The sequence below is a fragment of the Stenotrophomonas sp. S49 genome (assembly GCF_016624905.1).
Taxonomy (GTDB): domain Bacteria; phylum Pseudomonadota; class Gammaproteobacteria; order Xanthomonadales; family Xanthomonadaceae; genus Stenotrophomonas.
In genome coordinates, this window is the sequence record NZ_JACVUD010000025.1 from 16,959 (window position 1) to 31,356 (window position 14,398).

General features: G+C 67.3%; 10 protein-coding genes. 8 read left to right on the plus strand and 2 right to left on the minus strand.

The genetic code is table 11. The annotated features are described in order from the left end of the window. The first annotated feature begins 22 nt into the window (after positions 1-22). Positions 23-760, plus strand: a complete 738-nt coding sequence (zipA, locus tag IAE58_RS07735; RefSeq protein ID WP_199932487.1) for a cell division protein ZipA — start codon at positions 23-25, stop codon at positions 758-760. A gap of 76 nt (positions 761-836) precedes the next feature. Here the strand turns inward: zipA and IAE58_RS07740 are convergent, their stop codons facing one another. Next, complete coding sequence (locus tag IAE58_RS07740) at positions 837-1,283, minus strand: transposase (RefSeq protein ID WP_199932488.1); 447 nt, start codon at positions 1,281-1,283, stop codon at positions 837-839. Positions 1,284-1,395: 112 nt separating this feature from the next. Further along, on the minus strand, positions 1,396-2,505 hold the full coding sequence (locus IAE58_RS07745; protein WP_199932489.1) for a pyridoxal phosphate-dependent aminotransferase: 1,110 nt from the start codon (positions 2,503-2,505) through the stop codon (positions 1,396-1,398). A gap of 162 nt (positions 2,506-2,667) precedes the next feature. On the opposite strand from IAE58_RS07745, the gene ligA reads away from it, so the two are divergent. The 7 genes from ligA to IAE58_RS07780 all read left to right on the plus strand — a co-directional run bounded on the left by ligA (position 2,668) and on the right by IAE58_RS07780 (position 14,237). Next, positions 2,668-5,139 (plus strand): NAD-dependent DNA ligase LigA, encoded by a 2,472-nt coding sequence (gene ligA, locus IAE58_RS07750; RefSeq protein WP_199932508.1) that lies wholly within the window; start codon positions 2,668-2,670, stop codon positions 5,137-5,139. Between the two features lie 52 nt (positions 5,140-5,191). After that, positions 5,192-5,677, plus strand: coding sequence for a GNAT family N-acetyltransferase (locus tag IAE58_RS07755; protein ID WP_108753524.1), 486 nt, complete (start codon positions 5,192-5,194; stop codon positions 5,675-5,677). Next, positions 5,674-6,630 carry an EF-P lysine aminoacylase EpmA gene (epmA, locus tag IAE58_RS07760; RefSeq protein ID WP_199932490.1) on the plus strand — a complete coding sequence of 319 codons (957 nt, stop codon included), beginning with the start codon at positions 5,674-5,676 and terminating at the stop codon, positions 6,628-6,630. The genes IAE58_RS07755 and epmA overlap by 4 nt, the downstream gene beginning before the upstream one ends. A gap of 150 nt (positions 6,631-6,780) precedes the next feature. Beyond that, the gene (locus IAE58_RS07765) at positions 6,781-7,515 is read left to right on the plus strand and encodes a DUF3011 domain-containing protein (RefSeq protein WP_233614555.1); all 735 of its coding nucleotides are present in this window, start codon (positions 6,781-6,783) and stop codon (positions 7,513-7,515) included. Between the two features lie 46 nt (positions 7,516-7,561). Next, on the plus strand, positions 7,562-8,626 hold the full coding sequence (gene mtnA, locus IAE58_RS07770; protein ID WP_108756578.1) for an S-methyl-5-thioribose-1-phosphate isomerase: 1,065 nt from the start codon (positions 7,562-7,564) through the stop codon (positions 8,624-8,626). Between the two features lie 256 nt (positions 8,627-8,882). Continuing rightward, positions 8,883-11,582: a DNA gyrase subunit A gene (gene gyrA, locus IAE58_RS07775; RefSeq protein ID WP_108753520.1), complete on the plus strand. Its 2,700-nt coding sequence runs from the start codon at positions 8,883-8,885 to the stop codon at positions 11,580-11,582. 126 nt (positions 11,583-11,708) lie between these two features. Next, on the plus strand, positions 11,709-14,237 hold the full coding sequence (locus IAE58_RS07780; protein WP_199932492.1) for a membrane-bound PQQ-dependent dehydrogenase, glucose/quinate/shikimate family: 2,529 nt from the start codon (positions 11,709-11,711) through the stop codon (positions 14,235-14,237). Positions 14,238-14,398 lie beyond the last annotated feature (161 nt).

A 14,398-nucleotide genomic window follows, 5' to 3' on the forward strand; every position in this document is an offset into this window, starting at 1 on the left:
AACTAGCCGGAGAACCCATCGAATGTCCGACACGGGACTGTTGCGCATCGGCATCCTGGCCGCCGGCCTGCTGCTGGTGGCTGCGATCTTCCTGTTTGGTCGCCCCAAGAAGAAGCCGCAGGGGCGTCGCGTGGACGGCCCCGAGCCGGCTGCGGGCGAGCGCCGCGAGCCGGTACTGGGCGAAGACGGCGTACCGCTGGCCGAGACCCGCAGCGAACCCGGCCTGGGCGAAGAGGGCCAGCAGGCCGAGCTGGGCCTGGCCGATGCAGACGCCGCGGCCAACGATCTTGGCAAGCGCGCCACCCAGGATTTCGACAAGATCGTTTCGCTGTTCGTGGCCGCCCGCGCAGGCGAACAGCTGCGTGGCGAAGACATCGTGGTGGCGGCGGAAAAGACCGGTCTGGTATTCGGCCACATGAACGTGTTCCACCGGCTGGTGGAAGGCCACCCCGAGCGCGGCCCGATTTTCTCGATGGCCAGCATCATGAAGCCGGGCAGCTTCGACATGGCCAACATCCGCGCCATGGAAACCCCGGCCATCGCCTTCTTCCTGACCCTGCCGGCGCCGCTGACCGCGCTCGATGCCTGGGAAAAGATGCTGCCCACCGTGCAGCGCATGGCCGAACTGCTTGATGGCGTGGTGCTGGATGACAGCCGCAACGCCCTGGGCCGCCAGCGCATCGCCCATATCCGTGACGAACTGCGCGCCTACGACCGCCAGCACCAGGCCCCGCCGCTGACCAAGACCCCGCGCTGGTAACAGCGCCAGTCGAGCATGGTTCGACTCTACATATCGGCGCAACCTTGTAGAGTCGAGCCATGCTCGACTCAAAATATTACGGCGACCGATCAAACCAACGGCACCACGCAGCCGGATGATCGCCAAGCTGCGCCGAAAGGCCCGCGTGTACGGGGTTGGCGGCGATGTACAGCGCCTGGCTTTTCAAGGATTCGTCGCACCGTACTGCGTGGTCATAGTAGCCACGCTGCCAGAGAGGGCCGTCGGTCCCAACCAGACGGCTGCAGCGCGACTTCATCATCTGCACCGACGCAGCAAGGGTTCCTGAGCGCAGTTGCATCAGCCAGTGCACGTGGTCGGGCATGACCGCCCAGGCAAGATTGAGGCATCGGCCCTCCTGCTGGATCCATTGCAGTCCCGCAACGATGACGGCGGCGCGTTCTGGATCGTCAAAGTAGCGACGGCGTTGATGGATGACCGTCGTGATCGCATGGACATTCCGCACCTGCGACCAACGGCCTTTCAGGAGAAGTGGACTGGGCATGCCTCAGCATTGGCTGGGCAAGGCTGCTTGGGTATCGCTTGAACGCGGTCAGGTTTGTAGGAAAGGCCCCAGTCGAGCATGGCTCGACTCTACAGATGGGTCGCCCTCGGCGTCATGCCGGTACGCCGGTGACCTCGGCAAATGCTCGGCGGAACGCCGCCATCTCCGCTTCGGTGCCCACGGTGACCCGCACGCGCTGCGGCCAGATCGGCCAGCTGCGGCCGATCACCACGCCGTTGTTCGCCATGGCCTTGGCAAAGGCACTCCCGTCGCGCTGCACATCCACCACGAAGCAGTTCGCTTCCGACGGCACGCAGCGGAAACCGCGCCTGCCCAGCCAGGCGATGGTGGCCTGGCGTACCTGCGCGTTCTGCTGGCGCCGCTGCGACACCAGCTGCGCGTCGCCCAGGCTGGCCAGCGCTGCGGCCAGGGCGGGTACCGGCAGGGGGTTCTCGCCCGGGCTGGACAGTTCGCGCAGGCGCTCGGGATGGGCGGCGGCCACGCCCAGGCGCAGGCCGGCCATGCCATACAGCTTGGAAAACGTGCGCAGCACGATCAGGTCATCGCGCTGGGCAACCTGGCCGATCAGGCTGGGCTGGTCGCTGTACTGCAGGTAGGCCTCGTCCACCAGTACGCGGGTGGCCGCCGGCTTGTTGGCCAGCAGCCAGGCCAGTTCGGCCGGCGCACTGATCGATCCGGTCGGGTTGTTCGGGTTGCACACGTAGATCAGGCCCGTGGGCCGCGCGTGGGCTGCTGCCACCATCGCCCGCAGGGCGTGAGCACCGTCCTCGCGCAGTGGCACCTTTGTTACCTGCGCGCCGCGCGCAGCAGCCAGGTCACCCAGCGCCTCGAAGGTGGGGTCGGCCACCACCAGCGCAGACTGCGGCCCGGTCCACAGCGTGGCGGCGCGGTTCAGAGGCTCGCTGGAACCCGGGTACAGGCGCACATGGTCGGCCGGCACGGCGTTCTGGGTGGCGAAGACATCGCGCACCTGCCCGGCCAGCGCAAACTGATAGCGGCCACTGCCGGCGATGCTGTCGCGAGCGGCCTGTTGGGCGGCGGGCGCAGGGCCGTAGGGGCACTCATTGAAGTTCAACAGCACTGGGCCAGCTGCCACGGGCGCCGGTTGCGCTGCAGCAGCGCGGGGCAGACCCGTGCCGGCAACAGCCAGGCCGACGCCGGCCAGGTGCAGGAAATGGCGGCGCGATGTGGGCAGGGTCACGGGCGGGATTCCAAGGGGCGGTTGCCGCACGCTAGCGCTGGTGGGGCAGGGCGGCAAGCCCACCGGTCGGTAGAGTCGAGCATGGCTCGACACTACAAATACGGCGATACGGGGCCTGACGGTCGGGCGCGGTAGAATTCCCGGCCATCCCAGAACCACCGGATTCCGATGAGCCCCAGCCCCGCCGAACGCGCCGAGGATCTCCGCCGGCAGATCGCCCAGGCCAACCGTGCCTATCACGAGCTGGATGAGCCGGAAATTCCCGATGCCGACTACGACCGGCTGGTCCGCGCGCTGGAGGCGCTGGAGCGCGAGCATCCCGAGCTGGCCCGCGCCGACAGTCCGACCCAGCAGGTGGGCGCGCGCCCGTCCGGTCGCTTCGCCGAAGTCGCCCACGCGGTGCCGATGCTGTCGCTGTCCAATGCGTTCAGCGATGAGGAAGTGGCGGACTTCGTGCGGCGTATCGACGAGCGCCTGCGCCGTGGCGCGCTGCGCTTTTCCGCCGAGCCGAAGATGGACGGCCTGGCGATCAGCCTGCGCTACGAAGACGGCCAGTTCGTGCTGGGCGCGACCCGTGGCGATGGCAGCACCGGCGAGGACGTGACCGCCAACCTGCGGCAGATCGCCGATATTCCCAAGCGCCTGCAGGGCAGTGGTTGGCCCGATGTGCTGGAAGTGCGCGGCGAGGTGTACATGGCCCGCGCCGATTTCGAGGCCTACAACGAACGTGCGCGCCTGCACGGCGGCAAGGTGCTGGCCAACCCGCGCAACGCAGCGGCGGGATCATTGCGCCAGCTCGACGCGAAAATCAGCGCCCAGCGTCGGCTCAGCTTCTTTGCCTACGGCACGGGCGAAGTGCAGGGCGGCGAGCTGCCGGACACCCATTCGGGAACGCTGGCGCAGCTCGGCGCCTGGGGTTTCCCGGTCAGCGAGCTGTGCCAGGTGGTGGAAGGCAGCGAAGGGCTGCTGGGCTACTACCGCATGATCGGCGAGCGCCGTGACGGCCTGCCGTTCGATATCGATGGGGTGGTCTACAAGCTGGACGACCGTGCCGGCCAGCAGACGATGGGCTTCGTTTCGCGCGCACCGCGCTGGGCCATCGCACACAAATTCCCGGCGCAGGAACAGAGCACCACGGTGGAGGCGATCGAGATCCAGATCGGCCGTACCGGTGCGGCCACGCCAGTTGCGCGCCTGGCGCCGGTGGCGGTGGCCGGGGTGATCGTGTCCAACGCCACCCTGCACAACGCCGACCAGATCGCGCGGCTGGACGTGCGGGTGGGCGACAGCGTGATCGTGCGCCGTGCCGGCGATGTCATTCCCGAAGTGGTCAGCGTCATCCTGGACCGTCGCCCGCCGGGCACGACGCCCTGGCAGATGCCCACCCACTGCCCGGTGTGCGGTGCGGAAATCGTGCGCGAAGAAGGTGCAGCGGCATGGCGCTGTTCGGGTGAACTGTCCTGCCCGGCGCAGCGCAAGGAAGCCATTGCGCACTTCGCATCGCGCCGCGCCATGGATATCGACGGCTTGGGCGACAAGTACATTGAAACGCTGGTGGATGCCGGCATCGTGAAAAGCGTGGCAGATCTGTACCGCCTCAGCCGCGACACGCTGCTGCACCTGAAGCTGGTGCTCGATGCCGAAGATCCCTCGGCCCTGGCCGCGGCACTGAAGCTGCACCTGCCCGCCGAGGGCAGTGGCGCAGTGCTCACCGCCGTGCTGAAGCTGGACGCCGCCGATGCGGGCTGGCGCGCGCAGGCGCTGGTGCAGCCGGCCAGCTTCGAATGGAACACGAAGAAGATCGCCACCAAGTGGGCCGACAACCTGATCGCGGCCATCGATGCCAGCCGCGATGCCACGCTGGAACGCCTGTTGTTCGCGTTGGGTATCGAGCACGTTGGCGAAAGCACGGCCAAGGCACTGGCGCAGTGGTTCGGTGACCTGGAATTGATCCGCCACCTGCCGTGGCCGCTGTTCAAGCGCGTGCCGGACATCGGCGGTGAAGTCGCACGTTCGCTGGGGCATTTCTTCGAGCAGCCCGGCAACCAGCAGGCCATCGACGACCTGCTCCAGGTGGGGCAGGTGCGCATTGCCGACGCCCATCCGCCCAGCGCCAAGCTCCGCGAGGGGCTGGATCTGGCCCAGCTGCTGGTGGAGGCCGAGATTCCCGGCATCACCCGCCTGCGCGCTGAAAAGCTGGTGGCAGCGTTGCCGTCCGCGCAGGCGGTGCTGGATGCCGAGCACGGCCAGTTCGTCAACGCCGGCCTGCCCGATGACACCGCGCGCGGGCTGGCACTGTGGCTGGACAGCGATGGGCAGGGGGCAATGCTGCTGGCCGCCGAGCGCGCCATGCTGCACATCCTGGCCCACGCGCCGGCCCTGGCCGAGGTGGTGGCCGGGCCGCTGGACGGGCAGACCGTGGTGCTGACCGGCACCCTGGCCCAGCTCACCCGCGATGTGGCCAAGGAGCGCCTGGAAGCGCTGGGCGCCAAGGTGTCGGGCAGCGTCTCGAAGAAGACCAGCTTCCTGGTGGCAGGCACCGAAGCAGGTTCCAAGCTGGACAAGGCGCAATCGCTGGGTGTGCCGGTGTGGGACGAAGATCGCCTGCTGGCCTATCTGGCCGAACACGAGTGATGAACCCGCCGGGCGCCGCGCGCGCCCGGCCTGAAGCAAGAGAGGACTACCGATGCAGATCGCCCCGCTGGATTTCCGCCTGGCCACCCGTGCCGATGAAGAGGCATTGATTGCCTTGATGCGCGACTTCTACGCCGAAGACAAGATCGAATTCGATGATGCCCGCGTTCGCCGCGGGGTCGATGCGCTGCTGGCCGACCCGCGCAATGGCGAGGTGCTGCTGTGGCTGGACGAAGCCGGCGAGGTGGTCGGCCATGCAGTGTTGGCGATGGGCTTCAGCCTGGAACAGGGCGGCCATTTCGTGCTGCTGGACGAGCTCTACCTGAGCCATCGCGCACGTGGTCGTGGTCGCGGCAAGCAGGCGCTGGCCATCTGCGAACAGCGCGCACGCGGCCGCGGCGTCACCCGCCTGCGGCTGGAAGTGAACCACCACAATGAACTTGCACGCCGCCTGTACCTGGCCAGCGGCTATATCGATGACACCCGCAGCCTGCTGACCCTGCCGCTGGACCATCCGCGCGCCGAGGGCATCCTGTGAATCCGCAGCTGATGCGCACGCTGCAGCAGCGCGCGGCGTTGAATGCGCTGCTGCGCCGCTTCTTCGCCGAACGCGATGTGATGGAAGTGGAAACGCCAATCCTGTCGGTGGCCGGCAATACCGAACCTAACATCGACAGCTTCCATACCGATTTCAGTGGCCACGTCGATGCCGGTGGCCGCCGTCGCTGGCTGCGCACCTCGCCCGAGTTTCCGCTCAAGCGTCTGCTGGCGGCCGGCGTGGGCGACTGCTACGAGCTGGGCCGGGTGTTCCGTAACGGCGAAGCGGGCGGCCGCCACAACCCCGAATTCACCATGCTGGAATGGTACCGGGTCGGCTGGGACCACCACCGCTTGATGCACGAAACCGCCGAGCTGGTACGCCAGGCGCTGGCCCTGGTGGGGCGCACCGCCAGCCTGCGCGTGCTCAGCTATCGCGAGCTGTTCCAGCAGCATGCCGGGGTGGATCCCTTCGCTGCCGACGAGGCAGCACTGCGCGCGACGCTGGGCGAGGTGCACATCGACCCGGTCGGGCTGACCCGCGATGACTGGCTGGACCTGCTGATGACCCATCGCATCCAACCGCACTTCGATGACGCGGTGATGACGGTGGTGCATGACTGGCCTGCCAGCCAGGCGGCGCTGGCCCGCATCCGCGCCGGCAGCCCGCCGCTGGCCGAACGCTTCGAGCTGTACCTGGGCACGGTGGAGCTGGCCAACGGCTACCACGAACTGAACGATGCCCATGAACAGCGTGCGCGCTTCAACAGCGATCTGCAGCGCCGCCACGCGCGTGGGCAGGTGCAGCCGGCGCTGGATGAGGCGCTGCTGGACGCACTGCCGGGCCTGCCCGACTGCGCGGGCGTGGCGGTAGGCGTGGACCGCCTGCTGATGGCGATGAACGGCACGCCGCGCATTGCCGATGTGCTGGCCTTCGACTTCGCCCATGCATGAGCGTGGCGTGCGCGCGTTCTTCGCGCCGCCGCTGCAGGGCCTGAACGGATCGAGCACATTCCACGCTTGATTCAGCAACGGCGATGATGCTCTTATCACGCCTGATGCCAGACACTGGCAGCGTGGTTATCGACTCGGTTGGGGAAAGCTTTGGTCAAGTGGTTGGCGGTCGTAGCGGCACCGGTGTACTCCATGGCGATATGGGGCGCGGTCATGCCGTTGCCGGCGTCGGCGCAGACCGGTTATGACGGCCAGGTCATCACCTGCGAATCGCGCGACATGGGCTGGGTGCACTGCGACCTGGACGTCAGCAATGGCGTCGACCTGGTACGGCAGTTGTCCAGCAACAGCTGCATCCGCGGCAGCGAATGGGGCACCGACCGCAGCGGCGTATGGGTCACCCTGGGCTGCCGCGCCGAGTTCCGTGCACGTGCGGCCGCAGGTACCGCAGCCACGACGGCCAGCTCCGAGACCGGCAAGCGCCTGGTGCGCCGCGTGGTGCGCTGCGAATCCAGTGGTCGGCCGCAGAGCTGCCCCGTGCGGCTGGACGGCGCGCCGGTGCGGCTGCTGCGCCAGCTGTCGGTGCTGCCATGCCGAGAAGGGCAGGGCTGGGGCTACAAGCGCAATGAAATCTGGACCAGCCGTGGCTGCCAGGGCGATTTCGAGGTGGCCGACGAACAGGGCCGCTTCGTCGATATGCCGCGCCGGCTGACCTGCGAATCCAAATCCAAGCGGCGTCGCTTCTGCGGGGCCAGCATCAGCGCCGGCGCCGTGGTGTCGCGGCAGATTTCCGGAACCGCCTGCGTGGAAGGGCAGACCTGGGGCTGGAACCGCAACGGGGTCTGGGTGGATGGCGGCTGCCGGGCCGAATTCTCGGTGAATTGACCGCCCGGCAGGGCCACGGGGCAGGGGCTGGCCCTACAATGGGCCCATGAACACTGCCACCGATCTCGATTACGCCCGTTACGACCACATCCGCCCGATCCTGTGGACCGGCGACGCGCTGCAGCTGCTGGACCAGCGCAAGCTGCCCTTCGTGGTGGAACACGTTGCCTGCCATGACAGCGACGAAGTCGCTGCCGCCATCCATGCGTTGACCGTACGTGGCGCGCCGGCCATCGGCATCGCCGCGGCCTGGGGCGTGGTGCTGGCCGCGCGCGATGTGCAGGCCGCTGACGGCGCACATGCGCTGCAGCAGCTGGAACCGGCGCTGCAGCGCCTGAATGCCTCGCGCCCGACCGCAGTGAATCTGGCCTGGGCGCTGGCGCGCATGCGCCGCGCGCTGTCCGCCGCCGGCGCCGACTGGAAGGCCGTGCTGGAAGCCGAGGCGCAGGCCATTGCCGAAGAAGACCTGGCCGCCAACCGCCACATGGGCGCGCTGGGCGCGGGCCTGATCGAGGCCGGCAGCGGCGTACTGACCCACTGCAACACCGGTTCGCTGGCCACGGCCGGTTTCGGCACCGCCCTGGGCGTGATCCGCGCCGGCATGGCCCAGCAGCGCATCGCCCGGGTGTTTGCCGGCGAAACCCGGCCGTGGCTGCAGGGCGCCCGCCTGACCGTGTGGGAACTGCAGCAGGACGGCATCGACGCCACCCTGATCGCCGATTCGGCCGCCTCGCACCTGATGAAGACCGGTGCGGTGCAGTGGGTGATCGTCGGCGCCGACCGCATCTGCGCCAACGGCGATACCGCCAACAAGATCGGCACCTACCAGCTGGCCATCGCCGCCCGCCACCACGGGGTGAAGTTCATGGTGGTGGCACCCTCTTCCACGGTGGACATGGATACCGTGGACGGCAGCCAGATCGAGATCGAGCAGCGCGACCCGGGCGAGCTGTACGGCGTAGGCGGTACCCGCACCGTGGCCGAGGGCATCGCCGCCTGGAACCCGGTGTTCGACGTGACCCCAGGCGAGCTGATCGACGCCATCGTGACCGAGCGCGGGGTCATCCTGAACCCGACCGTGGAAAACATGCGGGCCGCCTTCGGCGGTTGACCCCGGTTGCCCCATCCACGCATGGCGTGGATCTACCAGGCGGACCCGGCCGGTAGATCCACGCCATGCGTGGATGGATCGCCGTTCCGTCGCCCGGCTACCCCTAAGTTCCTGATTTGTGCCGGTAAAACCCCCGTAAACACGGGCGGAAAACGGCCCGTTGTGGTAGTATCGGCAGGTTGAATCGAGGTTCCGGCACGACCCCTCCTGAAGTGGGCTGCGCCGGACTGGACCGCTACCAGACAACGGAACCCGAATGGCAGAAACCGCCAAGGAAATCATCCAGGTCAACCTGGAAGACGAGATGCGCAAGAGCTACCTCGATTACGCCATGAGCGTGATCGTGGGGCGTGCGCTGCCCGATGCGCGCGATGGCCTCAAGCCCGTGCATCGCCGTGTGCTGTTCGCGATGAACGAACTGAACGCGCACAGCAACAAGCCTTACTTCAAGTCGGCGCGTATCGTCGGTGACGTGATCGGTAAGTACCACCCGCACGGCGATCAGTCGGTCTACGACACGCTGGTGCGCCTGGCACAGCCGTTCTCGCTGCGCTACATGCTGGTCGATGGCCAGGGTAACTTCGGTTCGATCGACGGCGACTCCGCCGCGGCGATGCGTTACACCGAAGCCCGCATGTCCCGCCTCGCCCACGAGCTGATGGCGGACATCGACAAGGAAACCGTCGATTTCCAGCCCAACTACGACGAAAAGGAACTGGAGCCGACGGTCATGCCGACCCGGTTCCCGAACCTGCTGGTCAATGGTTCGGCCGGTATCGCGGTGGGCATGGCCACCAACATCCCGCCGCACAACCTGAGCGAATCGATCAACGCCTGCATCGCGCTGATCGATAACCCGGAAATCGATGTCGACGGCCTGATGGAGTACATCCCGGGCCCGGATTTCCCGACCGCAGGCATCATCAACGGCACCGCCGGCATCGTCGCCGGCTACCGCACCGGCCGTGGCCGCGTGCGCATCCGTGCCAAGGCCGATATCGAAGTGGCCGACAATGGCCGCGAATCGATCATCGTCACTGAAATTCCTTACCAGGTGAACAAGGCGCGTCTGATCGAAAAGATCGCCGAGCTGGTCAAGGAAAAGAAGATCGAAGGCATCAGCGAGCTGCGCGATGAGTCCGACAAGGACGGCATGCGCATCTACATCGAGATCAAGCGCGGTGAATCTGCCGAGGTTGTGCTGAACAACCTGTACCAGCAGACGCAGATGGAATCGGTTTTCGGCATCAACATGGTGGCGCTGGTCGATGGCCGCCCGCAGTTGATGAACCTCAAGCAGATGCTGGAGGCGTTCGTCCGCCACCGTCGCGAAGTGGTCACCCGCCGCACTGTGTTCGAGCTGCGCAAGGCGCGCGCCCGTGCCCACGTGCTGGAAGGCCTGACCGTTGCGCTGGCCAACATCGACGAGATGATCGAACTGATCAAGACCTCGCCGAACCCCAACGAAGCGCGCGAACGCATGCTCGCCCGCCTGTGGGAGCCCGGCCTGGTCGGTTCGATGCTGGGCGCTGCCGGCGCTGAAGCCTCGCGTCCGGAAGACCTGCCCAAGGGCGTGGGCCTGATCGAGGGCGGCTACCAGCTGACCGAGATCCAGGCCACGCAGATCCTGGAAATGCGCCTGCACCGCCTGACCGGGCTGGAGCAGGACCGCCTGACCGAGGAATACAAGCAGCTGCTGGAAGTGATCGCCGGGCTGATCCACATCCTGGAAGATCCCGACCGCCTGCTGCAGGTGATCCGCGAAGAGCTGATCAACGTGAAGGCCGAGTTCGGCGACGAGCGTCGTACCGAAATCCGCCACAGCGAAGAAGACCTGGACATCCTGGACCTGATCGCGCCGGAAGACGTGGTGGTGACCGTGTCCCACGCCGGTTACGTGAAGCGCCAGCCGGTCAGCGTCTACCGCGCGCAGCGCCGCGGTGGCCGTGGCCGCAGTGCGGCGGCGACCAAGGAAGAGGATTTCATCGAACAGCTGTGGCTGGTCAATACGCACGACACGCTGCTGACCTTCACCAGCTCGGGCAAGGTGTTCTGGCTGCCGGTCTACCAGCTGCCCGAAGCCGGTTCGAACGCCCGCGGCCGTCCGATCATCAACTGGATTCCGCTGGAACCGGGTGAACGCGTGCAGGCCGTGCTGCCGGTGCGTGAGTACGCCGATGGCCAGTTCGTGTTCTTCGCCACCAGAAACGGCACGGTGAAGAAGACCCCGCTGAGCGAGTTCGCCTTCCGTCTGGCCCGCGGCAAGATCGCCATCAACCTGGACGAAGGCGATGCCCTGGTCGGCGTCGGCCTGACCGATGGCGAGCGTGACATCCTGCTGTTCGCCTCCAACGGCAAGACCGTGCGCTTCGGCGAAGACAAGGTCCGTTCGATGGGCCGTACCGCTACCGGCGTGCGCGGCATCAAGATGCCGGCCGGCGAGGAAGTGGTCAGCCTGATCGTGGCCGAAAGTGCCGGTGGCATCGAGGACGAGAACGAGGACGACAACGGTGTCGAGGAAACCGCCGCCAATGGCGATGCGGTGATCGACGGCGCCGACGACGCCAGCGTGCAGTACATCCTGACTGCCACCGAAAACGGCTACGGCAAGCGCACCCCGCTGCCGGACTACCCGCGCAAGGGCCGTGGCACGCAGGGCGTGATCGGCATCCAGACCACCGAGCGCAACGGCAAGCTGGTCGCCGCGGTGCTGATGGGGTCGGGCGACGAAGTCCTGCTGATCTCCGACGGCGGCACCCTGGTGCGTACCCGCGGCTCGGAAATCAGCCGCGTGGGCCGCAACACCCAGGGCGTGACCCTCATCCGCCTGTCCAAGGATGAGAAGCTGCAGGCCGTGGAGCGCATGGACGCCTCGATCGACGAGGACGAGGACGAGGTGGCTGCTGCCGCCCCGGCCGAAGCCCCCGCACCGAGCGAGGACGCGCCGCAGGCGTAAGCCCGCCTCGCGACGTCACCTCAACAACGCCGGCCTCGTGCCGGCGTTGTTGTATCTGGCGCTCACCGCACGCGCACTTCACAGCGACGGTGGGATAACAGGCCATGCTGCCCCCGGAGATCGACGATGTCCGCCACGCCGCAGTCCGCCGCACCCGCTGTGTCCCGCCACCCATTGGTAACCGTGCTGGCCCTGCTGCTGGTCGTGCTGGGGCTGGTCATCGGTGGCCTGGGCGCGTGGCTGGGTAGCCTGGGCGGCTCCTGGTACTACGCCATCGCCGGTGCCGGCCTGCTGGCCAGCGGCATCCTGCTGTGGGGCAATCGCCGCAGCGGCGCACTGTTCTACGCGGCGCTGTTCGTCGGCACCCTGCTGTGGACCTGGTGGGAATCGGGCAGCGATTACTGGCGCTGGGTGCCGCGGCTGGGCATGGTGACCGCGCTGGGCATCGTGCTGGCGTTCGTGGCGCCCACCCTGCGCACGCCGGTGCCCAAGCGGCTGTCGCGCAGCGTTGGATGTGTGCTGATCCTGGTCTTCGTGGCCGCCTTCGCGCTGGCCTTTGCCCCGCATGGTCAAGTGGATGGCCGCCAGCCGTACCCCGAGGCCGCAGTCAGTGCTGGCCTGGACCCCACGCGCGACACCACCGGGCTGCAGCCGTCCGACCAACCTGCCGAAGAGGACTGGGCGGCATGGGGCCGCAGCAACGCGGCCACGCGTTTTTCGCCGCTGCAGCAGATCACCCCGAAGAACGTGGGCACGCTGCAGCTGGCCTGGCAGTTCCGCACCGGTGATGTGCCCCGAAAGCGCTGGGGTGCCGAGACCACGCCGCTGAAGATCGGCAACCGGCTGTACCTGTGCAGTGCGCGCAACCAGTTGATCGCGCTGGACGCGGCCAGCGGCACTGAAGTCTGGCGCTTCGATCCCAAGGTGCGCGACGCCTCCATTCCCTATACCGCGGCCTGCCGTGGCGTGGCCTATTACGTGCAGCCCAGTGCGCCGACGGTGGCCGATGCCGTGCTGGCCGATGTGGCCGCCGATCTGGCCCTGCCAGCGCCGCCGCCCACCCCGATGCACCGCGCAGCCGCAGACGGCAGCCGGCCGTTCTGCAGTGCCCGCATCATCGAAGGCACGCTGGATGGCCGCCTGATTGCCGTGGATGCCGATACCGGACGACCTTGCGCCGCCTTCGGCAACAACGGCCAGGTGGACATCACCCTGGGCATGGGCGAGGTGCCGCCGGGCTATGTATCCATCACCTCGCCGCCGGCCATCGTGCGGGGGCTGATCATCACCGGCCACCAGGTGCTGGATGGCCAGCGCCGCGATGCGCCGTCCGGGGTCATCCAGGCCTACGACGCGATGACCGGCAAGCTGCGCTGGGCCTGGGACATGGACCAGCCCCAGCGCAGCGGTCTGCCGCCGCGCGACCAGACCTACACCCGTGGCACCCCCAACATGTGGACCACAGCCACTGGCGATGAGCAGCTGGGTCTGGTCTACCTGCCGATGGGCAATTCGGCGGGTGACTACTGGAGCGGCTCGCGCACCGAAAACCAGAACCGTTACGCCACCTCGCTGGTGGCCCTGGACGTGACCACCGGCAAGCCCGCCTGGCATTTCCAGGTCGTGCGCAAGGATGTCTGGGATTACGACCTGGGATCGCAGGCCAGCCTGATCGATTACCCGACCGCGGCCGGCAAGGTGCCGGCCATCCTGCTGCCCACCAAGCAGGGCGACCTGTACATCCTGGACCGGCGCAACGGCCAACTGCTGACGCCCGCCGAAGAGCACCCGGTGCCGCAGGGCGGGGTGGAGCCCGAACAGCGCTCGCCCACCCAGCTGTTCTCGCTGTACCACACGCTGCGCCGCGACCATGACCTTACCGAGCGTGACATGTGGGGGCTGACCCCCATCGACCAGCTGGTGTGCCGCATCCAGTTCCGCAAGGCCTACTACGAAGGCTTCTACACGCCACCCACCAGCGACCGCCACTCCATCGAGTACCCCGGCTACAACGGTGGCTCGGATTGGGGCAGCGTGGCCATCGATACGCGACGCGGCATCATCGTGGCCAACTACAACGACATGCCCAACTACAACCGGCTGGTGCCGCGTGCCGAAGCCGACCGCAAGGGCTGGCTGCCACGCGAACAGATCCGTGCCGACAACAAGGGCGGTGCCGAAGGGGCAGGCGACCCGCAGGTAGGCACGCCGTACGCGATCGACGTCAATGCCGGTTGGCGGCTGCCGTTCACTGGCCTGCTGTGCAAGCAGCCGCCTTACGGCGGCATCCGCGCGATCGACCTGCGCAGTGGCAAGCTGCTGTGGGACCGCCCGTTTGGCAGTGCGCGCGGCAACGGCCCGTTCGGCATCCGTTCTGGCCTGCCGATCGAGATCGGCACGCCCAACAATGGTGGCGCCGTGGTGACCGCCAGCGGACTGATCTTCATCGCCGCCGCCACCGATGATCTGCTGCGCGCCATCGACCTGAAGACCGGCAAGGAACTGTGGCACGCCAAGCTGCCGGCTGGCGGCCAGGCCAATCCGATGATGTACGCGCAGAACGGCCGCCAGTATGTGGTGATCGTCGCGGCAGGGCACCACTTCATGGAAACCCCGAAGGGCGATTACGTGATGGCCTACGCGCTGCCGGAATGACCGGGTAGAGTCGACCGTTGGTCGACTGCTTTTCGCGATCACCCGACACTCGCGCTGCGCGGTAGAGTCGACCGTTGGTCGACTGCTTTCCACGATCACCCGACACCCGCGTTGCGCGGTAGAGTCGACCGTTGGTCGACTGCTTTTCGCGATCACCCGAC

Coding starts and splice junctions, on each gene's coding strand:
- zipA (WP_199932487.1), top strand. CDS start 23: ATGTCCGACACGGGACTGTTGCGCATCGGCATCCTGGCCGCCGGCCTG.
- IAE58_RS07740 (WP_199932488.1), bottom strand. CDS start 1,283: ATGCCCAGTCCACTTCTCCTGAAAGGCCGTTGGTCGCAGGTGCGGAAT.
- IAE58_RS07755 (WP_108753524.1), top strand. CDS start 5,192: ATGCAGATCGCCCCGCTGGATTTCCGCCTGGCCACCCGTGCCGATGAA.
- mtnA (WP_108756578.1), top strand. CDS start 7,562: ATGAACACTGCCACCGATCTCGATTACGCCCGTTACGACCACATCCGC.
- gyrA (WP_108753520.1), top strand. CDS start 8,883: ATGGCAGAAACCGCCAAGGAAATCATCCAGGTCAACCTGGAAGACGAG.
- IAE58_RS07780 (WP_199932492.1), top strand. CDS start 11,709: ATGTCCGCCACGCCGCAGTCCGCCGCACCCGCTGTGTCCCGCCACCCA.